General features: G+C 64.8%; 19 protein-coding genes and 1 pseudogene. 15 read left to right on the plus strand and 5 right to left on the minus strand.

All coding sequences use genetic code 11. From position 1 onward, the window contains the following. Positions 1-50 precede the first annotated feature (50 nt). Positions 51-941, plus strand: coding sequence for a LysR substrate-binding domain-containing protein (locus ACFIMZ_RS34955; protein ID WP_431825830.1), 891 nt, complete (start codon positions 51-53; stop codon positions 939-941). A 28-nt stretch (positions 942-969) separates the two neighbouring features. Here the strand turns inward: ACFIMZ_RS34955 and ACFIMZ_RS34960 are convergent, their stop codons facing one another. Further along, positions 970-3,033 (minus strand): insecticidal delta-endotoxin Cry8Ea1 family protein, encoded by a 2,064-nt coding sequence (locus tag ACFIMZ_RS34960; protein WP_431825831.1) that lies wholly within the window; start codon positions 3,031-3,033, stop codon positions 970-972. Between the two features lie 300 nt (positions 3,034-3,333). Here ACFIMZ_RS34960 and ACFIMZ_RS34965 point away from each other — a divergent pair, with 300 nt between their 5' ends. The 8 genes and pseudogenes from ACFIMZ_RS34965 (at position 3,334) to ACFIMZ_RS35000 (ending at position 13,903) form a co-directional block, all read left to right on the plus strand. Next, positions 3,334-3,501, plus strand: a complete 168-nt coding sequence (locus ACFIMZ_RS34965) for a hypothetical protein (protein ID WP_431825832.1) — start codon at positions 3,334-3,336, stop codon at positions 3,499-3,501. Positions 3,502-3,938: 437 nt separating this feature from the next. Then, positions 3,939-5,108 (plus strand): annotated as a pseudogene (locus tag ACFIMZ_RS34970) (efflux RND transporter periplasmic adaptor subunit); the annotation flags it as partial. A gap of 21 nt (positions 5,109-5,129) precedes the next feature. Beyond that, positions 5,130-8,330 carry an efflux RND transporter permease subunit gene (locus ACFIMZ_RS34975; RefSeq protein ID WP_431825833.1) on the plus strand — a complete coding sequence of 1,067 codons (3,201 nt, stop codon included), beginning with the start codon at positions 5,130-5,132 and terminating at the stop codon, positions 8,328-8,330. Further along, positions 8,330-9,856 carry an efflux transporter outer membrane subunit gene (locus tag ACFIMZ_RS34980; protein WP_431825834.1) on the plus strand — a complete coding sequence of 509 codons (1,527 nt, stop codon included), beginning with the start codon at positions 8,330-8,332 and terminating at the stop codon, positions 9,854-9,856. The genes ACFIMZ_RS34975 and ACFIMZ_RS34980 overlap by 1 nt, the downstream gene beginning before the upstream one ends. A gap of 18 nt (positions 9,857-9,874) precedes the next feature. After that, positions 9,875-10,549 (plus strand): TetR family transcriptional regulator, encoded by a 675-nt coding sequence (locus ACFIMZ_RS34985; RefSeq protein WP_431825835.1) that lies wholly within the window; start codon positions 9,875-9,877, stop codon positions 10,547-10,549. A 119-nt stretch (positions 10,550-10,668) separates the two neighbouring features. After that, a complete protein-coding gene (gene panE, locus ACFIMZ_RS34990; RefSeq protein ID WP_431825836.1) occupies positions 10,669-11,613 on the plus strand; it encodes a 2-dehydropantoate 2-reductase in 945 nt (314 codons plus the stop codon). Between the two features lie 267 nt (positions 11,614-11,880). After that, positions 11,881-12,294: a DoxX family protein gene (locus ACFIMZ_RS34995; protein WP_431825837.1), complete on the plus strand. Its 414-nt coding sequence runs from the start codon at positions 11,881-11,883 to the stop codon at positions 12,292-12,294. A gap of 349 nt (positions 12,295-12,643) precedes the next feature. After that, positions 12,644-13,903, plus strand: a complete 1,260-nt coding sequence (locus ACFIMZ_RS35000) for a porin (protein ID WP_431825838.1) — start codon at positions 12,644-12,646, stop codon at positions 13,901-13,903. A 246-nt stretch (positions 13,904-14,149) separates the two neighbouring features. Here the strand turns inward: ACFIMZ_RS35000 and ACFIMZ_RS35005 are convergent, their stop codons facing one another. Next, entirely contained in the window at positions 14,150-15,127 is a 978-nt protein-coding gene (locus tag ACFIMZ_RS35005; protein WP_431825839.1) for a LysR family transcriptional regulator, read from the minus strand. Positions 15,128-15,249: 122 nt separating this feature from the next. Here ACFIMZ_RS35005 and ACFIMZ_RS35010 point away from each other — a divergent pair, with 122 nt between their 5' ends. Further along, positions 15,250-16,233 (plus strand): aldo/keto reductase, encoded by a 984-nt coding sequence (locus ACFIMZ_RS35010; RefSeq protein WP_431825840.1) that lies wholly within the window; start codon positions 15,250-15,252, stop codon positions 16,231-16,233. Positions 16,234-16,277: 44 nt separating this feature from the next. Here ACFIMZ_RS35010 and ACFIMZ_RS35015 read toward each other — a convergent pair whose 3' ends face one another. Further along, complete coding sequence (locus tag ACFIMZ_RS35015) at positions 16,278-17,465, minus strand: TIGR03118 family protein (protein ID WP_431825841.1); 1,188 nt, start codon at positions 17,463-17,465, stop codon at positions 16,278-16,280. Positions 17,466-17,781: 316 nt separating this feature from the next. Between ACFIMZ_RS35015 and ACFIMZ_RS35020 the strand changes: the two genes are divergently transcribed. Beyond that, positions 17,782-18,708 carry an ATP adenylyltransferase family protein gene (locus ACFIMZ_RS35020; protein WP_431825842.1) on the plus strand — a complete coding sequence of 309 codons (927 nt, stop codon included), beginning with the start codon at positions 17,782-17,784 and terminating at the stop codon, positions 18,706-18,708. Between the two features lie 47 nt (positions 18,709-18,755). On the opposite strand, the gene ACFIMZ_RS35025 is transcribed toward ACFIMZ_RS35020, so the two are convergent. After that, positions 18,756-19,235 (minus strand): RidA family protein, encoded by a 480-nt coding sequence (locus ACFIMZ_RS35025; RefSeq protein WP_431825843.1) that lies wholly within the window; start codon positions 19,233-19,235, stop codon positions 18,756-18,758. A 687-nt stretch (positions 19,236-19,922) separates the two neighbouring features. On the opposite strand from ACFIMZ_RS35025, the gene valS reads away from it, so the two are divergent. Continuing rightward, positions 19,923-22,487 (plus strand): valine--tRNA ligase, encoded by a 2,565-nt coding sequence (valS, locus tag ACFIMZ_RS35030; protein ID WP_431825844.1) that lies wholly within the window; start codon positions 19,923-19,925, stop codon positions 22,485-22,487. A gap of 101 nt (positions 22,488-22,588) precedes the next feature. Here the strand turns inward: valS and ACFIMZ_RS35035 are convergent, their stop codons facing one another. After that, the gene (locus tag ACFIMZ_RS35035) at positions 22,589-23,059 is read right to left on the minus strand and encodes a YbhB/YbcL family Raf kinase inhibitor-like protein (protein ID WP_431825845.1); all 471 of its coding nucleotides are present in this window, start codon (positions 23,057-23,059) and stop codon (positions 22,589-22,591) included. Positions 23,060-23,313: 254 nt separating this feature from the next. Between ACFIMZ_RS35035 and ACFIMZ_RS35040 the strand changes: the two genes are divergently transcribed. The 3 genes from ACFIMZ_RS35040 (at position 23,314) to ACFIMZ_RS35050 (ending at position 25,087) form a co-directional block, all read left to right on the plus strand. Continuing rightward, positions 23,314-23,571: a hypothetical protein gene (locus ACFIMZ_RS35040; protein ID WP_431825846.1), complete on the plus strand. Its 258-nt coding sequence runs from the start codon at positions 23,314-23,316 to the stop codon at positions 23,569-23,571. Between the two features lie 260 nt (positions 23,572-23,831). Then, positions 23,832-24,191 carry a hypothetical protein gene (locus ACFIMZ_RS35045; protein WP_431825847.1) on the plus strand — a complete coding sequence of 120 codons (360 nt, stop codon included), beginning with the start codon at positions 23,832-23,834 and terminating at the stop codon, positions 24,189-24,191. A 137-nt stretch (positions 24,192-24,328) separates the two neighbouring features. Then, a complete protein-coding gene (locus ACFIMZ_RS35050; protein ID WP_431825848.1) occupies positions 24,329-25,087 on the plus strand; it encodes an IclR family transcriptional regulator in 759 nt (252 codons plus the stop codon). The last annotated feature ends 57 nt before the right edge of the window (positions 25,088-25,144 follow it).

A 25,144-nucleotide genomic window follows, 5' to 3' on the forward strand; every position in this document is an offset into this window, starting at 1 on the left:
GACAAATAAATCGCATGGGGGATAATCACTGTCACATTCAGGTGGACAATATGGAACTGGGCGATCTCCGGATTTTTGTGGCGACGGTCGATGCGGGCAGCTTCACCGCGGCCGCCGACCAGCTGATGCTGTCGAAGCAGTTCGTCAGCCGGCGGACGATGGCGCTCGAGGCGGCGCTCGGCGTGCGCCTGCTTCACCGCAACACGCGCAACCTGGCCGTGACCGAATCGGGGCACGAGTTCTATGAGCGCGCGCAGCGGATCCTCGCCGAAGTGGCCGACGCCGAGCAGGCGATGGTGGCGCGCAGCACCGAGCTCTACGGCTCGCTGAAGATCAGCGCGCCGCTGTCGTTCGGGATCACGCACCTGTCGCCGCTGATCGCCGAGTTCCTGTCCGCGCATCCGGCCGTGCGGCTCAATCTCGACCTGACCGACCGGCGCGTCGACCTGATCGGCGAAGGCTTCGACGTCGCGCTGCGCATCGGCCCGCTCGAGGATTCGACGCTGATTGCGCGTCCGCTCGGGCAGTCGCGGATGATCGCGTGCTGCAGCCCGGCCTACCTGCGCCGACGCGGCGCGCCGGCGACGCCGGCGGACCTGGGCGAGCACGTGTGCCTGCTGTACGGGCGCGAACGGCGGGTCGGCTGGGAATTCCGGGTCGACGGCTCGGCGCGGACCTTCGACGTGCAGGGGCCGCTCGTCGCGAACAACGGCGAAGTCGTGCGCGACGCGGCCATCGCCGGGCTCGGCATCGCGCTGCTGCCGCACTTCATCGTCGGCGCGGCGCTCGACAGCGGCGCGCTCGTGCCGGTGCTCGATGCCTACGCGCCGCCTGTGCTGCAGCTGAATGCGATCTTTCCGCAGCACCGGGAAGGGTTCGTCACGCTGCGCACGTTCGTCGCGTTTCTCGCCGAACGGCTGGGGCCGCGCGCGTCGGGCTAGCGCGTCGCGCGCTCGTCAGGTGCGTTCGTCACGTGCGCGTCGGCACGACCAGCAGGCTCGCGAATCGAAAGGCGTTGTCGCCGAGATCCGCGTTGCGTGCGATGCGCACGTGGTTCACGCCGGGCGCGAACGGAAAGACATCGCCGGTTTCGTAGTAAGCGAACGCACGGCCGTCCTCGCCCAGCAGCACCGGCTCGCCGTCGCGCGCGGCGAGCGTCGTCGAGCCGAGCACCTGCGTTTTGTCTTGCGCGAGCAGCGTCAGCGTGACGAACGCGTCCGAGGTCGTTTTGACGTCTGCGAGCAATGGAATGAAGCGGCATGCGATGGGTGCGGTGGTTCGGTTCGTCACGACGAAGGTGAAGCTCTTGCCGACGAGGATCGATTTGCCGATCATGACGTCCGCATGGCCTGTCGGTGCGCCGAGCGTCGAGGAATCCGACAGGCTGAAACCGCAGGTCAGGTCGAGTTCGAGGCCGACATCGGCGCTGCGCAATTCCGCAAGCTGCGCGGCCGACGTGTAGTGGCGCAACGCCATGCCGCCGTACGGAAACCCGTAGCCCGAATCTTCGCGGCAGGTCTTGCCGGAATGCGTGCCTGGTTGGGTCAGGAACGCCGAAACGAAATAACCCGGCTCGAGCTTCGCCGCGTTGCCGGGCGAGTACGATTGGGTCGCGTTCGAATCGTCGATCAGATCGAGCGCGTTGCCATACCCGTCGGTGGCAGCCGAGTAGCGTGCGCCGGTGCCGTCCTGCACTTGCAGCGCCCCGAGCATCTGTATCGTGAGAAACAGGTTGCGCGTATCGCGGGTCGCCGCCTTCCATATGCAGTCGCGGCCGTCCGTCAATTCTCCCTTCGATTGATTCGCAGCGAACGAGCGCTGAATCGTGCGCAATTTGCCCGACACGCCGTCGAAGCCGCCCGTGCAGCCTTGCGTGTCGATGTGCGTCACGCGTCCGTCGCCGTCGACGAAGGCCTGATTCAGTCGGACGACGAGTGGATCGCCGCCGTAGCCGCAGTGGCAAATTGCAAGCAGGTCGGTCAGGTACGACGTCCGTGACGCGAGCGTCGCGTCGGCCGTTTTTCGAACGACGTCGTTCGTGTAGATCTCCATCGAGTTGCGAAAGTCGATCTTCGTCTCATGCAGCGTCGTGAAGTAGGTCTTCGCCGCCGCGAGAAATTTCGCATGACCGAGCGTATAGAAATTGCGAACATAATCGTTCTTCTTCGCCGGATCGGACAGCGTGCCCAGGTGTTTCACGAGCACCGCCTGCATGTCGTTCTGGTACTGGAAGATCTTCGCGTGCATTTCGCGCAGCAGTGCGGTGATCGTGTCGGGTGCGAGCGCGAGCTCGCGGCGCATCGACAAGTACGCGCTGTACATCGACAGTTGTGCGCTCGCCGCGAGCGCGTGCATCGTCAGCCCTTGATGCTCGGAGCCCTTGATCAGGAACAGCGGAATCTGCGCGGTGCAGATGCTCGCGAACGCTTCGAACTTCGCCGTGACGTTGTCGATCATCGAGGTGGAATAGGGCGGGGTCGCGCTTCGCACGAATGCGGTGAGGTCCTGCAGCACGCGATGGATGCCCGTCAGAACCTGTCGCATGATCTCGACGTTGTTCTTCGAAATCTCTTCCGTCGCGATGCGCCGGATCATCGCGTCTTCGTCCGGCGCGCGCTCGAACAGCGTGTTGAGCCGGCTGAACAGCAGGCTCAGCACTTCGCCGACGAGCGGGCCGGCGACCGGAATGAACGATGCGAGCGCCTTGACCGTGACTTCGCCGAACGCGATGAGCCCCGGCAGCGTATCCGCCGACAGCGCCGCATTGACGACATTCACGATCGCGATCGTCGCCGGCTGGTACTGCTCGATTTGCGCGCTGATGTCGCCGAGCTTCATCTTGAAACCGGGGACCAGCAGATCGTTTGCGTCGAACGCGTGAGGCGGCGACATGCTCTTCGCGAACCCGGCCGCCGCGGCCCGCGGTCCCGCCGCCGGTGCGCCGGCGTCGTCGCCGCAGGCGGCGAGAAGCGGCAATACCGCGCTGCATGCGCCGTACATCAGAAAGGCTCGTCGGTCGATTCGGCGTGTCATCGCGTCTCCGTGAAAATTGACGGTGCAACGTGCGGCCGGCGCGGGCGTTGATGCATCGGCCGGGCGACGTGCGGATACCCGGCGTGCCGGGCAACGGGAACGGATGCGGGGAGAGGCAGTTCGGGCGCTGCCTGTGTGATGGGCGAGGACGTGTCGTGTTGCGTCCTTTCGAGGTGTGGCAACTGTAGCACCGTCGTTTCGGCAACGTCAATTTTCGCTGCGTTGCGCATGCGTTGCTCGAGCAGATGAAGCGGGGCTGAGCGATGCCGGGCGATGCAGCCCGCCCGTCGAATGGCTGCCATGGCCGATGCGCGTGCCCTACGCGGCGGCGCATCGGCTGCTGGTCTGCGCGGCGAAGTGACGTCGCTGTATTTCATGGTGCGCTACGTGGTGATTTCGCTGGTGCCGGCAGCACCGGTCATCACGTTGCTTCGGCACACCGGGTGGAGGCAGGCGTCATCCGGATGAATTGTTCGTTCTGGCCGAATTCTGTGCTCAGCGTGCCCCATTTATCAATCGGTTCACATCAGTCAAAATGCTGCGGTGCAACCTGACTAAGCAGAAGCGATTACGCGAAGGCCCGGTGCCCGGGCAAAGACACGCGACGGCTGCTTCATACGCCGATATCGAAACGCGTCGACTCCGACAGACGAATGCTCGTGAGTAAGGCAACTGAAGCGACGCTGATTATTACATCAGGATTACTAAAAACATAAGAGACGTGATTGGACTCGCCCGGTTCCGCGACGGAATTGGCCGGGTCGCGTGAGCAATGCGCTCCGGAAAGGGATGTGCCAGAGGGAAATTCGCATGCAGGGTTCCGGACGGAACCGGCAGGCATAGGCGTTGTTGAAGAAAAGCTAGAACCGATTGGTTGTTATTCATTGTTTGTGAGGGGTTGCTCCATGCGCGTCGAACGGGTTCCATACCGCTTAATCACTGTCGCGACGGCCGCCGTTTTCCTGGCCGCGTGCGGGAAAAAAGAATCGGCACCGCCGCCGCAAACGCCGGAAGTCGGCGTCGTCACCGTCCAGCCGGAAACCGTACCGGTCTTCACCGAACTGCCGGGCCGCACCAACGCGTTCCTCGTCGCGCAAGTGCGCGCGCGGGTCGACGGCATCGTGCTGCGCCGTGAATTCACCGAAGGCACCGACGTCAAGGCCGGCCAGCGCCTCTACAAGATCGACCCCGCACCGTATATCGCCCAGCTGAACAGCGCGAAGGCATCGCTCGCGAAGGCGCAGGCGAACCTCGCGACGCAGAACGCACTGGTCGCGCGCTACAAGGTGCTGGTCGGCGCGAACGCGATCAGCAAGCAGGACTACGACAACGCGGTCGCCGCGCAAGGGCAGGCGGCGGCGGACGTGGCGGCCGGCAAGGCGGCGGTGGACACCGCGCAGATCAACCTCGGCTATACGGACGTGGTGTCGCCGATCACCGGCCGCGTCGGCATCTCGCAGGTCACGCCGGGCGCGTACGTGCAGGCGAGCCAGGCGACGCTGATGTCGACCGTGCAGCAGCTCGATCCGGTGTACGTGGACCTGACGCAGTCGAGCCTGGAAGGGCTGAAGCTGCGCCAGGACGTGCAGAGCGGCCGGATCAAGACGAGCGGCCCGGGCGCGGCGAAGGTGTCGCTGATCCTGGAGGACGGCAAGACGTACTCGGAGCCGGGCAGGCTGCAGTTCTCGGACGTGACGGTGGATCAGGCGACGGGCTCGGTGACGATCCGCGCGATCTTCCCGAACCCGAACAAGGTGCTGCTGCCGGGGATGTTCGTGCGCGCGCGCATCGAGGAAGGGGTGAACGAGAACGCGTTCCTGGTGCCGCAGATCGGCGTCACGCATGACCAGAAGGGTCAGGCGGTCGCGCTGGTGGTCGGCGCGGACAACAAGGTCGCGCCGCGTCCGCTGACGACGACCGGCATGCGGGGCCAGAACTGGATCGTCGAAGGCGGCCTGCAGGGGGGCGACCGCGTGATCGTGCAGGGCATCGACAAGGTGCGTCCGGGCGCGACCGTGAAGACCGTCGCGGCCCAGCTCGCGCAGGCGCAGGGCGCCGCAGCCGCGTCGAGCGCGCACTAACAGGGAGTCCGTTTCATGGCAAAGTTTTTCATCGATCGCCCGATCTTCGCGTGGGTGATCGCCATCGTGCTGATGCTGGCCGGCGTCGCGTCGATCTTCACGCTGCCGATCGCGCAGTATCCGACGATCGCGCCGCCGGCCGTGCAGATCACCGCGAACTATCCGGGCGCTTCCGCGAAGACGGTGGAAGACACGGTGACGCAGGTGATCGAGCAGCAGATGAGCGGTCTCGACAACTTCCTGTACATGTCGTCGACGAGCGACGACTCGGGCAACGCAACCATCACGATCACGTTCGCGCCGGGCACGAACCCGGACATCGCGCAGGTCCAGGTGCAGAACAAGCTGTCGCTCGCGACGCCGAACCTGCCGCAGGTCGTGCAGCAGCTCGGCATGTCGGTGACGAAATCGAGCAGCAACTGGCTGCTGTGGATTGCGTTCAACTCGGAAGACGGCAGCATGTCGAAGGACGACCTGACGAACTACGTCGCGTCGCACGTCCTCGATCCGATCAGCCGCATCAACGGCGTCGGGCAGACGCTGCTGCTCGGTTCGCAATATGCGATGCGCGTCTGGCTCGACGCGACGAAGCTGACGAACTACGGCCTCACGCCGTCCGACGTCACGGCCGCGATCCTCGCGCAGAACGTGCAGGTCGCGGGCGGCCAGCTCGGCGGCACGCCGGCGAAGCCGGGCACCGTGCTGCAGGCGACCATCACCGAGGCGACGCTGCTGCGCACGCCCGAGCAGTTCGGCAAGATCCTGCTGAAGGTCAACCCGGACGGTTCGCAGGTGCGGGTCAAGGACGTCGCCAAGGTGTCCCTGGGGACGGAAAACTACAACTTCGACACGAAGTACATGGGGCAACCCACGGCCGGGCTCGGCATCCAGCTCGCGACCGGCGCCAACGCGCTGGCGACCGTGAACGCGATCCAGGCGAAGGTGGCGGAGCTGTCGCGATACTTCCCGCACGGGCTGGTCGTCCACTATCCGTTCGACACGACGCCGTTCGTGCGCCTGTCGATCGAGGAAGTGGTCAAGACGCTGCTCGAAGGCATCGTGCTGGTGTTCCTCGTGATGTACCTGTTCCTGCAGAACCTGCGGGCGACGATCATCCCGACGATCGCGGTGCCGGTGGTGCTGCTCGGCACGTTCGCGATCATGGCGGCGGTCGGCTTCTCGATCAACACGCTGTCGATGTTCGGTCTCGTGCTGGCGATCGGCCTGCTGGTCGACGATGCGATCGTGGTGGTGGAGAACGTCGAGCGGGTGATGGTCGAGGAGGGCCTGTCGCCGAAGGAGGCGACCAAGAAGGCGATGGGCCAGATCACCGGCGCGCTGGTGGGCGTCGCGCTCGTGCTGTCGGCGGTGTTCGTGCCGGTGGCGTTCTCGGGCGGCTCGGTCGGCGCGATCTATCGGCAGTTCTCGCTGACGATCGTGTCGGCGATGGTGCTGTCGGTGCTCGTCGCGCTGATCCTGACGCCGGCGCTGTGCGCGACGATCCTCAAGCCGATCCCGAAGGGCCACCACGAAGAGAAGAAAGGCTTCTTCGGCTGGTTCAACCGGACCTTCGACAAGAGCCGCGACCAGTACCACGTCGGCGTGCACCACGTGATCAAGCGTTCGGGCCGCTGGCTCGTCATCTATCTGGCCGTGCTCGTCGCGGTCGGCCTGCTGTTCGCGCGCCTGCCGAAATCGTTCCTGCCGGACGAAGACCAGGGCTACATGTTCGTGATCGTGCAGACGCCGTCCGGCTCGACGCAGGAAACCACCGCGAAGACGCTCGCGAACATCAACGACTACCTGACGAACCAGGAAAAGGACGTGGTCGGCGCGGTGTTCACCGTGAACGGCTTCAGCTTTGCGGGCCGCGGCCAGAACTCGGGTCTCGTGTTCGTGAAGCTGAAGGACTTCTCGGAGCGCCAGCGTTCGGACCAGAAGGTGCAGGCGCTGCTGCGAAGGACTGCCGCGCATTACGCGAAGTACAAGGATGCGATGGTGATTCCGTTCAACCCGCCGTCGATCCGGGAACTCGGCAACGCGTCGGGCTTCGACTTCCAGCTGACCGACAACGGCGGTCTCGGCCACGACGCGCTGATCGCCGCACGCAACCAGCTGCTCGAGATGGCGTCGAAGGACCCCCTGCTCGCGCTGGTGCGCCCGAACGGCCTGAACGACACGCCGCAGTACAAGGTGGACATCGACCGGGAGAAGGCGGATGCGCTCGGCGTGACGCCGGATGCGATCGACCAGACGTTCTCGATCGCGTGGGCGTCGAAGTACGTGAACAACTTCCTCGACACCGACGGCCGGATCAAGAAGGTCTACGTGCAGTCCGATGCGCCGTTCCGGACGACGCCGGAAGACCTGAACGTCTGGTACGTGCGCAACGGCTCGGGCGGGATGGTGCCGTTCAGCGCGTTCGCGACCGGTCACTGGACCTACGGTTCGCCGAAGCTGGAGCGCTACAACGGCGTCTCGTCGTTCGAGATTCTGGGGCAGGCGTCGCCGGGCAAGTCGACCGGCCAGGCGATGGCGGCGATGGAAGCGCTCGCGAAGAAGCTGCCGGAAGGCGTCGGCTACTCGTGGACGGGGCTGTCGTTCCAGGAAATCCAGTCGGGTTCGCAGGCGCCGATCCTGTATGCGGTCTCGATCCTCGTCGTGTTCCTGTGTCTCGCGGCGCTGTATGAAAGCTGGTCGATTCCGTTCTCGGTGATCATGGTCGTGCCGCTCGGCGTGATCGGCGCGCTGCTCGCGACAACGCTGCGCGGCCTCGAGAACGACGTGTTCTTCCAGGTCGGCCTGCTGACGACGGTGGGCCTGTCCGCGAAGAACGCGATCCTGATCGTCGAGTTCGCGCGCGAGCTGCAGGTGACGGAGAAGATGGGGCCGATCGAGGCCGCGCTGGAAGCGGCGCGCCTGCGGCTGCGGCCAATCATGATGACGTCGCTCGCGTTCATTCTCGGCGTGCTGCCGCTCGCGATCAGCAACGGCGCGGGCTCGGCGAGCCAGCACGCGATCGGCACCGGCGTGATCGGCGGGATGATCACCGCGACGTTCCTCGCGATCTTCATGATCCCGATGTTCTTCGTGAAGGTACGCCAGATCTTCAGCGGCGAGCAGGAGGATGTCGATGTCGCGCTGCGTCTTGCGCAGGATCACATGCACCAGGCGGAGAAGGGCGACCACGGCGACGACGAGAAGAAGGGGCAGTGATGATGCAAAAACATGCTTTGACTGCAATCGCGGTCGCGCTCTTCGCCACGGGCTGCACGATGGCGCCGCACTACAAGCGGCCCGATGCGCCCGTCGCGCAGGCGTTCCCGTCGAGCGGCGTCTATGCGACGCAGCCGGCCGTGAAGGCCGGCGCGCGCAGTGCGAACGGCCAGGCGGCGACCGACATCGGCTGGCGCGAGTTCTTCGTCGATCCGCGCCTGCAGCGGCTGATCGAGATCGCGTTGACGAACAACCGCGACCTGCGGGTCGCGGTGCTGAACGTCGCGGCCGCGCGCGCGCAGTACCAGATCACGCGCGCGGACCTGATGCCGTCGCTCGATGCGGTCGGCACCGGCAACCGCACGCGTACGCCGAACGCGCTGACGGCGATCCCGGGACGCAACATCTCGACGACCTACAACGTCGGGCTGCAGGCGTCATGGGAGCTCGACCTGTTCGGCCGGATCCAGAGCCTGAAGGACCAGGCGCTCGCGAAATATTTCGCGACCGCGCAGGCGCGCAAGGCGACGGAGATCACCCTCGTCGCGCAGGTCGCGGACCAGTACCTGACGGTGCTGTCGACCGACGACCTGCTGAAGGTTACGGAAAACACGCTGAAGTCCGCGCAGGCATCGTACGACCTGACGAAGCTGAAGTTCGACAACGGCACGGGCTCGGAGCTCGACCTGCGCCAGGCGCAGACCGTGGTCGAGACGGCGCTCGCGAACCAGCAGGCGCAGGCGCGTGCACGCGCGCAGGCGGTGAACGCGCTGGTGCTGCTGATCGGCCAGCCGTTGCCGGACGACCTGCCGCCGGGCATGCCGCTCGACGCGCAGAACTTCCTGACCGACATCCCGGCCGGGCTGCCGTCGGACCTGCTGACGCGCCGTCCGGACATCATGGAAGCGGAGCAGAACCTGCTCGCGGCCAACGCGAACATCGGCGCGGCGCGCGCGGCGTTCTTCCCGAAGATCTCGCTGACGGGCGCGTTCGGCACCGCGAGCCCGACGCTCGGCGGGCTGTTCAAGGCCGGCACCGCAGCATGGTCGTTCGCGCCGCAGATCGCGATGCCGATCTTCGAGGGCGGCGCGAATCTCGCCAATCTCGATCTCGCGCACGTGCAGAAGCGCATCGAGATCGCGAGCTACGAGAAGGCGATCCAGTCGGCGTTCCGGGATGTGTCTGATGGCCTGGCCGCGCGCGGCACGTACGACCAGCAGATCGCCGCGTTGCAGCGCAACGAGCATGCGCAGCAGCGTCGCTACGACCTGTCGGACCTGCGCTACAAGAACGGCGTGGACAGCTACCTGTCGGTGCTGACCGCGCAGACCGACCTGTACTCGGCGCAGCAGACGCTGATCACCGCGCGGCTCGCGCGCTGGACCAGCCTCGTCGACCTGTACCGCGCGCTGGGCGGCGGCTGGATCGAGCGGGCCGGCGAGACGCCGCGTCCGGCCGACCAGCCGGTCGACTACGGCAAGGTTGGCGCACCGGTTGCATCAGCCGCGTCAGCGCGAGCGAATTGACCGCAAGCATGCCGAAGAATGGTTCGCAAGACTAGGGAAGCGGCGCTCTTGACCCGGGAAGCCATTCTCGATGCAAGCGAGCGCCTTTTCGACGCATGCGGCTATGGCGCCGCGTCGCTCGAGGACATCGCCGAGGCAGCCGGTGTCACGCGCGGCGCGGTGTATTGGCACTTCAAGGACAAGAGCGATTTGCTGCTGGCGCTCTTTGTCCGCGCGCGCGAGTCGTTTCGCGACCAGTTGCTTGCGCTCGCGCGGCGCGGCAGCCGGCGCGGGAGCATCAGGGCGTTTTGCCGCCTGTTATTGTCGGGCGGGGCACGCGGTGTCGAAGCGAAGGCGATCTGCCCGCCCGGCGGCAAGCTGTCCCCGCACGACGAGATTTTCCTCGCCGAGCCGTTGACGGCGAACCTTGCGATCGAACTGTTTCAGGAGATGCATGAGACGCTCGTCGCGATCCTGAACAAACCCGACGACGCCGGCGAACACGGCGCGAAGGCGTCGGCGGGCGAAACCGAGGTCGACGCCTATTTCCTCCAGGCGTTGCTGGTCGGGCACGCGCGGCTGCGCGCATTTCATGCGGCGCCGCGCGAGATGCGCGACGCTACTGCGCGGATCGTCGGGCGCGGCATCGAGGCGGTCTCCGCGCGCCGCGGCACGCGTGCGCGCGCCGTGAATCGGGCGGCGCGACTCCGATAGCCCGACGCGGCGCGCCGGGCCGTCGGCACGCCATCGCAATTTGCGCTACCTTTGCGCTCACGTGCATCGCGACGTCGACGTCGTCGATGCAATGACGATACGGAGAGGATGAGGCGACGATGAGAATTCTGATACTTGGAGCAGGCGCGACGGGCGGCTATTTCGGCGGTCGCCTCGCGGCGGCGGGGCGCGACGTGACGTTCCTCGTGCGCGATTCCCGCGCGCGGACGCTCGACCGCGACGGCCTGGTCATCCGCAGCCCGCGGGGCGATCTGACGCTTACCGACGTGAATACCGTCAGCGCGAGCGATCCGGCCGAGCCGTTCGACCTGATTTTCCTGAGTTGCAAGGCGTACAGCCTCGATGACGCGATCGCTGCCATCGCGCCGTTCGTCGGCCCGGCCACGCTGATCCTTCCGGTGCTCAACGGGATGCGTCACCTGGACGTGCTGCAGGCGAAGTTCGGGCCGTCCCGCGTGCTGGGCGGGTTGTGCGTGATCGCCGCGACGCTCGATGTGCAGCAGCACGTCGTGCACCTGAACGACACGCACGGCGTGTCGTTCGGCGAACTGGGCGGTGGCGTGTCCGCCCGCACGCAGGCGGTCGCCGACGTGCTCGGCGATGCCGGTTTCGACGTCACGTTGAGCGACGCGATCGTTGCGCGCATGTGGGAGAAATGGGTGTTTCTGGCCACGCTCGCGGCGGGCACGTCGCTGTTTCGCGGCTCGGTGGGCGACATCCTGGCCGCGCCGGACGGCAGGCGCCTGCTCGAAACCCTGCTGGGCGAATGCGTGGCGATCGCCCGGCACAACGGCTACGCGCCGAGCGGCGAATTCGATGCCCGCACGCAGAAGATGCTGTTCACGCCGTCCAGCCTGACTGCGTCGATGCTGCGCGATGTCGAGCAGGGCGCGCGTGTCGAAGCGGACCACGTGATCGGCGATCTGCTCGCGCGCGGCGGCGACGCGCCGGCGGCGAACGCCGGGATCTCGCTGCTGCGCATCGCATACAACCATCTGAAGACCTACGAAGCGCGCTCGGCGCGCGAGGCCGGCACGGCGTAGAGCTGCCGGCGGGCCCGTCGGCGATGAGCCAGCGGGCCCCGGTCACGGTTCGGTGCGCAGCAATTGTCCACCATAATGTGACAGCAAATCCGATTTCAGTAGATTGATGAATCTCGATGAGACAGTAAACTGCACCTGTGCTTCGCGAGATCCGCTCCGGTTTGCCGGTCGATCGAGCGAAGAAGCAGTCCGCCGTCCACGTGTCCCGCCGCATCGGGACGCGGCCGTCGACGGACGCATCGACCCGTCAATTGAAAGAGGCTTGCCATGCGATACGTATCACTGGAATCGAAGAAGGATGGGCTGCTGCTCGCCGCCCGCGTGCTGATGATGGTGCTGTTCATCCTGTTCGGATGGCAGAAGCTGACCGGCTTCTCGGGCACCGTCGCCTACATGGCGTCGACCGGGGCGCCTTCGCCCGAACTGTCGGCGGTGATCGCGGTCGCGGTCGAGCTGGTCGGCGGCCTGCTGATCGCGATTGGCTTCTACACGCGGCCGATCGCGTTGCTGTTCGCGGCCTATACGGTAGCCACCGCGTTCATCGGACATCGCTACTGGGCGCTGCAAGGGATGGATCAGTACATGGCGATGATCCACTTCTACAAGAACGTCAGCATCGTGGGCGGCCTGTTGCTGCTCGCGCTGACCGGTCCGGGCAAGTATTCGCTCGACAGGAAGTAAGGTCTCGCCGCGTCGTCGGCGATGCAACGAGCCCGGTGCTGAACTGCACCGGGCTTTTTCGTTTTGGGGGCGGCGAAACCTGGGATGTTCGAAATGTCTGTACTTGCTCGCACGCGGCACACAGTGCGATGAAAGTTGTGCGCGCAACCGCACCGGGGAGCGGACGCGCGGCGAGGAGACGGGCCGAGCCGGGGCATAGCGAGATTAGTCCGGATTTTGCAGAAGACCTTTCCTGTGCAACGCGTTAATCGACTGTCGTGCCATCTCCAATAATGGCCGCCCATCCGTCGGTCGACCCACCGCGGTGACACGCCGGCGTTCTCGCCAAAGCAACCTGAAAAAATAATATATGTACTGCGATAGAAACAAGAACACGCGCGACAAGACCCGCGCCAGCGCGCATGGAGCAACTTTCGGTGGCCGGCGGGCGTCCGGCCTCGCCGGGACCGTCGTGGCGGCTTGCCTGGCGGGCTTCGGCGCGGGCGCGGCCCACGCGCAAAGCAGCGTGACGCTGTATGGCCTGATCGATACGTCGATCACCTACGCGAACAACCAGCGCACTCACGGCGCAGGTTCGCCGGGCAGCAGCAACTGGTCGATGACGAGCGGCGCACAGAACGCGTCGCGCTGGGGGATCCGGGGCACCGAGAACCTCGGCGGCGGGATGTCGGCGATCTTCGCGCTCGAGAACGGTTTTTCGGGCACCACCGGCGCGCTGTCGCAGAAGGGCGTCGACATGTTCGGCCGCCAGGCGTGGGTCGGGCTGAATTCGAAGACGGCCGGGTCGCTCACGTTCGGCCGCCAGTACGACCTCATCCTGGATTTCGTGACGCCGCTGGGCGCGTCGGGTCCCGGCTGGGGCGGGAACCTCGCCGTCCATCCGTACGACAACGACGATTCCAACCGCAACATCCGCATCAACAACTCGGTCAAGTACACGAGCCCGACGTACCACGGGCTGACGTTCGGCCTGATGTACGGCTTCTCGAACACGGCCGGCCAGTTCGGCAACAACGCGGCGTGGAGCGCGGGCGTGTCCTATGCGAACGGGCCGCTCAAGCTCGGCGCGGGGTATCTGAAGATCAACCGGGACCGGAACCTGGCCAACCCGAACGGCGCGCTGAGCACGGTGGACGGCTCGGCGACGATCACCGGCGGCAGCCAGCAGATCTGGTCCCTCGCGGGACGCTACGCGTTCGGCCTGCACTCGGTCGGCCTCGGGTGGTCGCATTCGGCGACCGATGGCGTGACCGGCGTGCTGCAGGGCGGCAGCATCGCCGCGCTCAAGGGCAATTCGCTGGTGTTCGACAACTTCTCGATCGACGGGCGCTACTTCGTCACGCGGGCGTTCAGCCTTGCCGCCGCGTATACGTACACGATGGGCCGCTTCGAATCGCGTGCGGGCGAAACCCGGCCGAAGTGGAATCAGGTGGTCGCGCAGGCCGATTACGCGTTCACGAAGCGGACGGACGTGTATCTCGAAGGCGTTTACCAGAGCGTGAGCGGAGGCCGGGGCAATCCGGCATTCAACGCGACGGTATGGACGCTGGCGCCGTCCGCGAACGACAACCAGGTGATTGTCGCGTTGGGGCTGCGGCATCGGTTCTGACGGGGGAGTCTTGCGGAAGCCCGGCGTGGACGAATGTGCCGGGCAGCCGCATGACAATGCAATTCATGGCGCATGGCGGCGATCACCACTGCTCGATCATCTTCGTGCATCGTGTCCCCGGCTTTCAGTAGTCGTCGTCTCAATTCGCACGTTAGCCTGTCTGTTTTTTCCCCCGGTTGCCTGATCGCAAACGCGATCCGCCTTGAAGAACGACATACGGCCTGCAGATGCCCATGCGCCGGACGATCAGCGCCGCACGTCCTTCTTCGTCGAACGCCTTGACCGCGCAACCGGCTGCTCGTCGCTTGGCGGGCCACTTGCCGCGACCGACCGGCCCGCTTCCCGCTCGGCCCATTCCCGCACTGCCGTGGCAAATAGCCTGAGCGCCGTCGGCGGATGCCGGTTCGCGGGGTAATAGAGGCACAGCCCCGGATACGTCGGGCTCCAAGCCTGCAGCAACGGGATCAGCCGTTTCGCGGCGACATGCGTGTCCGGCACCCACGCGATGCCGACGCCGGCCAATGCCGCGTCGACCATCAGGTTCAGATTGCCGAGCGTCAGCGGGCCTGCGACGTCGAGGCTCGCGCTCTTGCCCCTGCGCGTCAGTTCCCAGCGAAACAGGGTGCCGCTGTCGAAGCGAAAGCGGATGCACCGATGTTTTGCGAGATCGTTCGGCGTTTGCGGAGCGTCATGCTGTTCCAGATAGGCTGGCGAAGCGACCGCGACGAACCGCATGTCGGGCCCGAAGCGGACGGCGATCATGTCGCGCGGAACGTCGTCGAGCACGCGAATGCCTGCATCGAACCCCTCCGCGACGATGTCGACGAGCCGCGAATCCGTGACGAATTCGACGTGAATGTCCGGATACTGCGCGAGAAACGCGGGCAGCACGTAACGCACCAGCGGCTTCGCCGCACTCTCCGACGCGCTGATCCGTATCGTCCCGGAAGGACGGTTACGGCTCGACGTGACCTCGTTGACCGCGTCTTCGAGGTCGGCGACAGCCGGCCGGACGCGGCGCAGCAATTGTTCGCCGGCCTCGGTCAACGCCACCGAGCGCGTCGTGCGGTTGAACAGTCTCACACCGAGCCGCGCCTCGAGATTGCGCATCGCGTGACTGAGCGCGGACGGCGATACGCCCAGGATGCGTGCCGCGCCGCTGAAGCTGCGCTGCTCCGCGATCGTGATGAAAGTCGTCAGTTCGGTCAGGCCTGCGCGCGACATTGGTGAATTTTCCTCAATACCGCATGCAATCGTACGCCGATTGTTGAGTCGACGACAGCAACCTAAACTGTTTTCCGTCGATGTCGGCCCAGCCGGCGATGAACGAGCGAAAGGAGAGCGGCATGCAAACACGCAAACTCGGCAAGAGCGGTCCAGAAGTGTCGGCGATCGGCTTCGGCTGCATGGGATTGAGCTACGGATACGGCCCCGCGACCGACAACGCAAGCGGCGTCGCACTGATTCGCGCCGCGTTCGAGCGCGGCGTCACATTCTTCGATACGGCCGAGGCCTATGGGCCATTCGTCAATGAAGCGCTGGTCGGCGAGGCCGTGATGCCGTTCCGGGATCAGGTCGTGATCGCCACCAAGTTCGGCTTCCGCGACGGCGACGCGACGAAGCCGCTCGACAGTCGGCCGGAGCGCATTCGCGCGGTCGCGGAGGCGGCACTCAAGCGGCTGAAGACCGATCGCATCGATCTGTTCTATCAGCATCGCGTCGATCCGGACGTGCCGATCGAGGACGTGGCGGGCACGGTCAAGGAGCTGATCCGCGAAGGCAAGGTGCTGCACTTCGGCCTGTCCGAGGCCGGCGAGCGATCGATCCGACGTGCGCACGCGGTCCAGCCGGTGGCCGCATTGCAGAGCGAATACTCTCTGTGGTGGCGCGAGCCGGAGGACTCGATCCTCCCCGTGCTCGACGAGCTCGGCATCGGCTTCGTGCCGTTCAGCCCGCTCGGCAAGGGCTTCCTGACGGGCGCGATCGACGAGCGCACGACGTTCGACAAGAGCGATTTCCGCAATGTCGTGCCGCGCTTCTCGGAGGAGAACCGGAAGGCAAATGCGGGCCTCGTCGAATTGCTCGGCCGGATCGCCGACAGCAAGGGCGCGACGCGCGCGCAGGTGGCGCTCGCGTGGCTGCTTGCGCGCAAGCCGTGGATCGTGCCGATTCCGGGCACGACGAAGCTGCATCGGCTCGATGAAAACGTGGGCGCGGCCGCGGTCGAACTGACGACCGATGATCTCGCGGCGATCGAGGCGGCGCTGACGCAGATCAGGATCGTGGGGGAACGTTATCCGGCGCATCTGCAGCAGCGCGTCGATCGTTGAGGGCGGGCCGGCAGACCACGCCACCGGCCACGCGCGACTGCCGGCTATTGCTCGTTCTGATCGGACCTTCGTCCCTTGGCGCCATTCAATGGCGCGATGGTGCCGAACAGACCATTGGTCTCCCTGTTAGGGCCTGCAGTGAAGTACAGCGTGTCCGGGCTCGAGTTGCGGCCGCCACCGAGTGTCAGCATCCACAGGCCGTCGATCGCCAGCGGATTGCCGGACGCGTTCTCCAGCTGCTCGACGAACCTGCCGTTATCGTCGAAGACGCCGATTCGGCCATCGCCGAAGTTGCCGATCAGGATCTTGCCGCTGAAGCGGCCGAATGCAAACGAAGCGCGCGTGATTCCCCACGGCGAGTTGAGCGTGCCGTGACTGGCGAAGCGGCGCAGCAGGTGGCCGTCCGTATCGAATACGTCGACGAATCCATGACCGTTGCCCGCAACGTCGTCATGTTTCTGATCGTTCTGTTGCGCATAGGTGACGAAAAGATCGCCATCGATGTTCGCGATGCCAAACGGCGCGTAGCCGGCCGGGATGTGCGGGTCGATGAAGCCGCCGTCCGTTGTCGCGGGCGTGAACAGGCCGTTCGCACCGTTAGGCCCGAATACATCGATCCGCCCCGAGCGGAAGTTCGTCGCAAACAGGAAGGGACCTTTCGCGTTCACGCCGAAGACGAGACCCTTGTAGACGGCCCCGCTGGCCGCGGATGGCGTGGACGAGTTATCGGCCGCGAGCACGGCGTGGTCCGCCGGATTCAACCCACCGGCCCAGGCGGAAAGCGTGCCGTCCTCGGTCGCGAAGATGAATGCGGCCTGAATCCTGGTACCGGGCACGAGAAATGCCGACGATGGATTCCACACTATTCCGGTCGGCGCCGCGGGCGCGGGATTCGGTGGATTGATGGAAGAGACGGGATGACAGGCGCTGGCCGGTATCACATTGCCTGGCAGCGGGATGGAAACCTGCAGCGCCACCTTGGTTCCCTGGCCGTCATACAGCGTGGAGCAGCCGGTGGCATTGTCGTTGACCCAGAATGGGCTGCCTGCCGGACTGAAGGCAACACCCCAAGCGTTCTGCAGCACGGGGTCGACCTTCGGGGCCGAGCCAGCCAGATTGGACACGAGTGGCGTGACGACGTAAGCATCATTGTCTGCGGCATGCGCAATGGTGTAACCGGCGGCGAGGACAATGACGGCCGCCGCCTTGAGACCCCACGAGACCTGGGACATGATGTGCTCCTCAGCCTGACTGGTGAGAAATCGCTCCGTGCGTGAGCGCCCGAGGAAGCTAAACGTTCGCGCCATCTCGAATATTCCATCTGCCGCCCGCTCGAACGGCTCGGTAGATTCACGGCACTGTTTGCACGACGGGTTCGACCATCGGAGGGAGTGGCGAAGCGCGATGAGGCGGGAGTACGACGAATGCCTGCCAAAGAGACTAGTATGTGGCGGTGAGCACCGTGAATATGTCCGTGCGTGACACGCCCGCAAGAAGCGGTCCGGGACTGCCGGCTCGATGAGGCCGGTCAAGTGGCGAGGCATTCCCATGTGCGACTCCGTGTGTCTTCAGCCCGGCATGCTCTGGCCTGCCGTCCTGCGCCAGACCGAACACGCATTGGCCTGCGGTGCGCTGAGACCGGTGGAAACCATCCGGACTACGATCGAAGACGGCGGCGTACGCTTTCTCGTGCGCCAGGTTTCGAGCCTGGTGCGCAAGGACGAAGAGGGGCGGAAGCGGGAAGCCGGGCAGCCCCCGCAACACGCGTCGATCGATCCGTTCCTGCCCTACGATCCGGACCTCTTCGTTGCCGACATCACGGACACCCATCTCGCGTTGCTCAACAAGTTCAACGTGATCGATCGTCATCTGCTGGTCGTCACACGTCGCTTCGAGTCGCAGGAAGCGCTGTTGAACCTGGCGGACTTCACCGCGTTGTTCGCCTGCATGGCCGAATTCCAGGGCCTCGGTTTCTACAACGGCGGGGCGGCGGCCGGTGCGAGCCAGCCGCACAAACATCTGCAGATCGTGCCGCTGCCGTTTGCGCAAGGCGAACCCATGCCGCCGATCGCGCCGCTTCTCGCTTCCGCGCGCGACGACGGTTCGGTCTGCGCCATTGCGGGTCTCGCGTTTCCGCACGCGTTCGCAAGGCTGGCGTTGTCGCCGGGTGCGCCGCCGAGCGACTGCGCGCAGCGCGCGCTCGGCGTCTATCGCGATCTGCTGGACGCCACGGGGCTGCATGCGATCGATGTCGCCGGCGCAGCGCATCAGTCTGCGCCCTATAACCTGCTCGTGATGCCGCAAGGCATGCTGCTCGTTCCAAGATCGATGGAGTGCGTCGACGGCATTTCGATCAACGCGTTGGGCTTTGCCGGATCGCTCTTCGTGCGCGACGCCGCGCAGATGCAGGTCATCAGAACGCTCGGCCCGATGGCGGTGCTGCGTCGCGTCGCGGGGGCGCGTGCCGCGGCATGACGGATCGCGTCCGTCACACGATGCCAAAGCCGACATCGACTTCCAGGCTATTCAACGACGGCTTCGCAATCGATTTCCAGCAGGAAGTCCGGATTCGGCAACGAACTCACGATCGCAGTGGTGCGGGCCGGATATTTCCCCGGCGCGAAATGTGTTGCGTAAATGCGGTTCATCTCCTTGAAATCCTGACGCCGCACGAGCAATACGGTCACCTTGACGACACGATCCCAGCCCACACCCGCAGCCTTCAGCACGCCACCGATGTTTTCCATTACCTGATTCATCTGGGCGGTGAAGTCGTTGACGGCGACCTTCCCATCCTTGTCCAGGGCCGGGGTGCCTGCGACGAATAAAAAATGGCCGGCTTTGACGGCCGGCGAGTACGGTACGGGGTTGACGAACTGTCCGCCCGGACGGATGTATTCGATTGACGTGCGGGTGTCGGCGGCCGGTTGCTGGGCCTTCGCCGCGCCGCCGGCTATCAAGCCGGAAATCACCAGGCCGCGGGCAATGAGATGAGTTCGCATCACACTCTCCTTGAATCATCAAGTTGCACGATGTGTCGATCCCGTAACCACGGTGTCGCCGATACTCGTCGGATCAACGGAACGTGACCGGCCAGCAAGGTCGCATCCACGCTCAAAATACGCCATCGGCGCCGGACGAGCCATGCGTGTTTCCATTGCACGACCGGCAGTTTGCGATCCGGCGTGCACGCTCTCGCCCGAACCTCCAGGCAGCTATTGCGAGCGCTCCGATATTCGTCTATAAATTGCTGTCCGGGCTACGAGTCCGGAATTCCATTCCCCTTATCCATGGAGGATGCTATGTCACCGTTAAACGTAACGCCGCGCTGATCGCCGCAACGGCAATCCGTTCAATCGCTGTATCCCGCCTCAAGCGCTTGCGCCATTGCGCGCACCCTCGTCACGCTTCCCCCGAACGCATTCCCGGATTTGATGCAGTCCGTCCGCTCGGATGGCGCGTTCCCACGTCGCCAGCCCCCGACGACCTGCGAGGAAACCGGCTCCGTCTCGCGCGCCCATCGGGCAGCCGCCGCGACACTTCATCCAGCCGCCGGCATCGCCGTTGAACGCGGCGATTCTCATCAAGCATCCGCATGGCCCGCGGACGGACCGCGCTCGCGCCCGTTTTGCACCCATTCCGTGCCATCCGGTTTCCACACATCATGACGACGACAGGGAAGCGCCACCATGTCTCAACAAACGACACAGCCCATCAACCGCTCCGTCCCGGAGAAACCGGGTCTCGACGGACTCGAAGCGAAATGGAGCACCCGATGGGAAACGCAGCGTATTTACGCTTTTGACCGCGCCGCCGCGCGCGACGCGGTGTACTCGATCGACACGCCGCCGCCGACCGTCTCCGGCTCGCTGCATGTCGGTCACGTGTTCAGCTACACGCACGCGGACATCATCGCCCGCTATCAGCGCATGACGGGGAAGACGGTTTTCTATCCGATGGGCTGGGACGACAACGGCCTGCCGACCGAGCGTCGCGTCGAGAATTTCCATGGCGTCGTCTGCGATCCGCATGCGCCATACGATCCCGGCTTTCGCGCGCCGGACGCGGTGCCGACGCAGCGTGCATCGTTCAAGCGGATCAGCCGGCGCAATTTCATCGAGTTGTGCCATCGATTGACCGCCATCGACGAAACCGCGTTTCGCGAATTGTTCGTGCGGCTCGGCATCTCGGTCGACTGGGAGCTCAACTACGCGACCATCGGCGCACGCGCGCAGCGCGTCAGCCAGCGGGCGTTGCTCCGCAACCTGCGGCGCGGCGAACTCTACCAGCAGGAAGCGCCCTGCCTGTGGGACATCACGTTCCAGACCGCGGTCGCCCAGGCCGAGCTCGAAGACCGCGAGATCGACGGTGCATGGCACGATCTCCGCTTCCTGGATAACGCGGGAAACGACGTCATCGTGTCCACGACGAGGCCCGAACTGCTTGCCGCATGCGTGGCGCTCGTCGTCCATCCCGACGATGCGCGCTTTCGCGCACTCGCAGGCACGCGCGTGCGCTGCCCGCTGTACGACATCGACATTCCCGTGATGACGCATGCGCTTGCCGATCCCGGCAAGGGGACGGGCATCGCGATGATCTGCACGTTCGGCGATCTGACCGACGTGATCTGGTGGCGCGAACTTGAATTGCCGACGCGCGCGATCGTCGGCAAGGACGGCTGCTTGCGCGACGAGACGCCCGAATGGCTTCCGTCGGATGAAAGCAGAACCGCTTATGCGCGCATTGCGGGAGCGCCGCTACCCCACGCGCGCCGCGAGGTCGTGGCTCAACTTGCGTCGGCGGGCGCCCTAATGGGCGCGCCCCGACCGACCCGTCACGCCGTCAAGTTCTTCGAAAAGGGCGATCGGCCGCTGGAAATCGTCGCGACGCGCCAATGGTATCTGCGCAACGGTGGACGCGATCCATCGCTGCGCGGCGAATTGCTGGCGCGCGGCGCCGAGCTCCATTGGCATCCGCCATTCATGGGCAGCCGGTATGCGAACTGGGTGGGCGGCCTGAATGGCGACTGGCTGATCAGCCGCCAGCGAATATTTGGCGTGCCGATTCCGCTGTGGTACCCGCTCGACGCGGCTGGGCAGCCCGATTACCGCACGCCGATCCAGCCCGCCGAGCCGGCGCTGCCGGTCGATCCGCAAACCGACGTTCCGCCCGGCTATGGCGAGGAGCAGCGCGGCAAGCCCGGCGGCTTCACCGGCGAAAGCGACATCATGGATACCTGGGCGACCAGTTCGCTGACGCCGCAAATCGCCGCCGCATGGGGTGAGCCGGACGAATGCTGCGAGCGTGTGTTCCCGATGGACCTGCGCCCGCAGGGGCACGACATCATCCGCACATGGCTGTTCTCGACGGTCGCGCGTTCGCATCTGGAGAGCGCGTGCTTGCCGTGGACGCACGCGATGCTGTCGGGCTGGATTCTCGATCCGGACCGCAAGAAGATGTCCAAATCGAAAGGCAACGTGGTGACGCCCGCCGCATTGCTGGACGCGCACGGCTCGGACGGCGTGCGCTATTGGGCGGCGCTCGGACGCCCGGGCACGGACACGGCCTTCGACGAAACGCAGATGCGCAACGGCCGCCGTCTCGCACTGAAGCTGCTGAACGTCTCGAAGCTTGCGCTCGGCTTCGCGCATGCGCCCGCCGCGCCGCTCTGCGAGGCGCTCGATCGCGCGATGATCGCGCGTCTCGCGCAGGTCGTGACGCTGGCGACCACGGCATTCGAGTCGCTCGACTACAGCAAGGCAATCGAGCATGTCGAGGCGTTTTTCTGGTGGTATTGCGACGACTATGTGGAACTGGTGAAAAACCGCGCGCGGGGAGGCGATGCGCGCGCCTTCTCCGCGCACCGCGCGCTGGCCGCGTCCCTGTCCGTGTTGCAGCGCTTGTTCGCGCCATTCCTGCCGTTTGCCGCGGAAGAGTGCTGGTCATGGTGGCAAACGGGGTCGATCCATCGTTCGGCGTGGCCCGACGTCGCATCGCTGCGGATGCTTGCCGGAGCGGAGGCGGACAGCGCGATGAGCGTCGTCGCTTCCGATGTGCTGCGCGAGATTCGTCGCGCAAAGTCGGACGCGAAGGTGTCGATGAAGGCGGCCGCTTCGATCGTGACGGTCGGTGATGCGGCGCAGCGCCTTGCGCTGCTGCGGCAAGCGCAAAGGGATCTGCGCGACGCCGGGCATATCGGCGAGTTCGAAATGGTCGAATCGGAGCGGTTTCGCGTCGACGTGACGCTTGCGTGAAGCGACGCGCGCGATCGGGCGCAGGGCCGGGCCTGCGCGACCCGATCGCGCGATGCTTCATGTGTTCGTCGCGGCCGGGTTCGTCTGCCTGCCTTGTTCCTTTACTTCCGAAACGTGCCGAGCAGTTCCGCGTGCGCAACCACATGCCCTTGCATCGCCTTCTCCAGCGCGGCCTTGGTTGGCTTGTGGAGATCGGGCAGCACCGTATCGAGCGCGTACAGCTTGTGGAAATAACGGTGGCGGCCGACAGGCGGGCAGGGGCCGCCATACGCGACGCGCCGGAAGTCGTTGATGCCTTCGAGCGTGCCCGGCGGCAGCGCGCTGCCGGTGAGCGCCTCCTGCAGCCCGGGCGCCGTGGGCGGGATGTTGTATAGCACCCAGTGGACCCATGTCATCTGTGGCGCGGCCGGGTCCGGCGCGTCAGGGTCGTCGACGATCAGCGCGAGGCTCTTTGCGTTGGCGGGCACCCCGGACCACGCGAGCGGCGGCGACACGTCCGCGCCCATGCAGGTGTGGCGGCGGGGAATCTCGCCCCCTTCGCGAAAGACCGGCGAAGTCAGGGTCAAGGTCATGGCGTGCTCCTCGGCGACGCCCTGCGCCGCCAATCCGGCGGTGCAGAGCAGCGGGATCAAGAGGGATGCTGCGCGGCAGCGCATCGCAGGTGCTCCATCGGATTGCCCGGTGACGATCGACACGCGCGAGCGCGGCCGGAACTTTCGCGCCATAGCGCGTCGATTCGCGTCCGGCGAGGCGTCGCAGCATCATTCGGGCATTTAAACAAGCTAGTGCAGGCCGACGTCGAATTCAACACGCGGCGCGCGAACGGTTGAACGCAATCGTCTCGTCGGACAAGTTGCCAGGCGGGCGGCGGATTGACCACTACCTGACAATCCCGCTCTGCACGCTGCCGGTTTTTCCGAAGAACACCGCGTCAGGGCATCAGGAAAACTTCAGTCGGCAACGCGATTCACCTGCCGGCATCAAGCTCGCCCGACGAAATGTTTTACCTGTCGATATATGGCCGGCGGAAATCCATTTGGTGTTTCGACAGGAAAAACAAAATGAAGCGATTTTCGATAGGTAAAACAGTTTTTACAAGTTTAACAAATTCGTGTCACGCGCATTGATAAATCAATAAAGAGTCGAGTTAGACTGCGTCTCGAAATAATGATGTGCGGGCGGTTTATTGTGTGACGATATGTGATGCTGTCCGTGTGTCGCCTGATAAAACGAGGTGGCGAATTCGTGTGGTGAAAGCAGGTGTCTTGCGCTGAAATAACATTTTCGCGGGAAGTCGGGGAGATAACGGTATTGTTGGCATTGGTTCGGGGATCGGGGGTTGTGGTGAGCATTCTGCGCTGGTTGCCGGAACGTTGGCGGACGCCACGGTTATGTCTGTGGCTGCTCGCAAATTGCCCGCTTCCGATCGATCAATATCTTCCCCCTGTTGTCTGGGCGCAGCGGTGCGTGCTGCGTGGCAACATGATCATCGAGCGCTGCGCATCCAATGAAATCACGCCCGGGGATGTACAGGCGAAGAGTATTTACGGATCGTCCGTTGCGTTGAGCTATTACGACCTGGTGGAAATATCATCGATGTCGCCGCTCTGTCCGGTGGGAAATTCAAAATGGACATGCGATCAGCTGGAAAGTCTGCGCCATATCGGCATCAAACACGGCGCAGACTTGAGGGGCTCGTTCTGAGCGCGTGATTGCGGTGCGAAGCAGCAATTTCGTCGTCGTTCAATGCATTGACATGCGTTGCCGGATGTTTGCGCCAATGCCTGCTCGCCTGCCATGCATTCGAAATTATCTGAGTTGCCCAGGGTGGGGGAACTGTAATGAACTACATCGTCGACGCGGTTGACAGCGCGCTGAAGCTTTTGAACTGCGTGGCCGAGCATCCACATCTCGGTGTGACCCGGCTTGCGTTGAAGCTCGGCATCAACAAATCGCGCGCGTACCGCATGCTTTGCACGCTCGAGATCCATCGCTACGTCGTGCAGGACGAGCGCACGTCGACTTATGCGCTTGGAACGCAGGCGTTTGTCATCGGTGTCGCCGCGTTGCGACAGACCGCGCTCGTGCACGCCGCACAGTGCCACATGCTTGCGCTCAGCCAGGCGATCAACGAGACCGTCGTGCTGCGCGTGCGAGAGGGATTCGAAACCGTCTGTATCATGCGCTGCGAGACGACCCGCGAGATCCGGACGATCGGCGCCGTCGGCAATCGACGGCCGGTCAGCCTGGGCGCATCGGGCAAGGTGCTGCTCGCGTTCGCGCCCGGCGAGGTGCGCGACACCTATTTCGCGAAAGTGCGAAGAACTGCGCAGGGCGATCCGTTCAAGCTTGCCGAGGAACTCGACGCGATCGCGCGCAAAGGCTACGCGGTGAGCGTCGGCGAAGTGACGGCGGGGGTCGTCGCGATCGCGGTGCCGGTTTGCGACCGGACAGGCACGGCGATCGCGTCCCTCAGCGTGACGGGGCCGGAGGCACGGATCAGTCGCGTCAACGTTCAAGACTATCTCGCGCGGCTGCAGGCTTGCAGCCATGCGATCTCTGTCGAACTCAGCCAGATCTCGACGCGTGCCGCGACGTAATGGACTTCGATTCGATGCCTGATGACGGCCGATCATCCGCATCACTTTGACGCTTCG

It is taken from the genome of Burkholderia sp. F1 (genome assembly GCF_050813845.1).
In the GTDB taxonomy this organism is placed as follows: Bacteria; Pseudomonadota; Gammaproteobacteria; order Burkholderiales; family Burkholderiaceae; genus Burkholderia; species Burkholderia ubonensis.

What these genes read in the sequence shown, in the direction of transcription:
- ACFIMZ_RS34955 (WP_431825830.1), top strand. Translation starts at nt 51, where the DNA reads ATGGAACTGGGCGATCTCCGGATTTTTGTGGCGACGGTCGATGCGGGC.
- ACFIMZ_RS34960 (WP_431825831.1), bottom strand. Translation starts at nt 3,033, where the DNA reads ATGACACGCCGAATCGACCGACGAGCCTTTCTGATGTACGGCGCATGC.
- ACFIMZ_RS34965 (WP_431825832.1), top strand. Translation starts at nt 3,334, where the DNA reads ATGGCCGATGCGCGTGCCCTACGCGGCGGCGCATCGGCTGCTGGTCTG.
- ACFIMZ_RS34975 (WP_431825833.1), top strand. Translation starts at nt 5,130, where the DNA reads ATGGCAAAGTTTTTCATCGATCGCCCGATCTTCGCGTGGGTGATCGCC.
- ACFIMZ_RS34980 (WP_431825834.1), top strand. Translation starts at nt 8,330, where the DNA reads ATGATGCAAAAACATGCTTTGACTGCAATCGCGGTCGCGCTCTTCGCC.
- ACFIMZ_RS34985 (WP_431825835.1), top strand. Translation starts at nt 9,875, where the DNA reads ATGGTTCGCAAGACTAGGGAAGCGGCGCTCTTGACCCGGGAAGCCATT.
- panE (WP_431825836.1), top strand. Translation starts at nt 10,669, where the DNA reads ATGAGAATTCTGATACTTGGAGCAGGCGCGACGGGCGGCTATTTCGGC.
- ACFIMZ_RS34995 (WP_431825837.1), top strand. Translation starts at nt 11,881, where the DNA reads ATGCGATACGTATCACTGGAATCGAAGAAGGATGGGCTGCTGCTCGCC.
- ACFIMZ_RS35000 (WP_431825838.1), top strand. Translation starts at nt 12,644, where the DNA reads ATGTACTGCGATAGAAACAAGAACACGCGCGACAAGACCCGCGCCAGC.
- ACFIMZ_RS35005 (WP_431825839.1), bottom strand. Translation starts at nt 15,127, where the DNA reads ATGTCGCGCGCAGGCCTGACCGAACTGACGACTTTCATCACGATCGCG.
- ACFIMZ_RS35010 (WP_431825840.1), top strand. Translation starts at nt 15,250, where the DNA reads ATGCAAACACGCAAACTCGGCAAGAGCGGTCCAGAAGTGTCGGCGATC.
- ACFIMZ_RS35015 (WP_431825841.1), bottom strand. Translation starts at nt 17,465, where the DNA reads ATGTCCCAGGTCTCGTGGGGTCTCAAGGCGGCGGCCGTCATTGTCCTC.
- ACFIMZ_RS35020 (WP_431825842.1), top strand. Translation starts at nt 17,782, where the DNA reads ATGTGCGACTCCGTGTGTCTTCAGCCCGGCATGCTCTGGCCTGCCGTC.
- ACFIMZ_RS35025 (WP_431825843.1), bottom strand. Translation starts at nt 19,235, where the DNA reads ATGCGAACTCATCTCATTGCCCGCGGCCTGGTGATTTCCGGCTTGATA.
- valS (WP_431825844.1), top strand. Translation starts at nt 19,923, where the DNA reads ATGTCTCAACAAACGACACAGCCCATCAACCGCTCCGTCCCGGAGAAA.
- ACFIMZ_RS35035 (WP_431825845.1), bottom strand. Translation starts at nt 23,059, where the DNA reads ATGACCTTGACCCTGACTTCGCCGGTCTTTCGCGAAGGGGGCGAGATT.
- ACFIMZ_RS35050 (WP_431825848.1), top strand. Translation starts at nt 24,329, where the DNA reads ATGAACTACATCGTCGACGCGGTTGACAGCGCGCTGAAGCTTTTGAAC.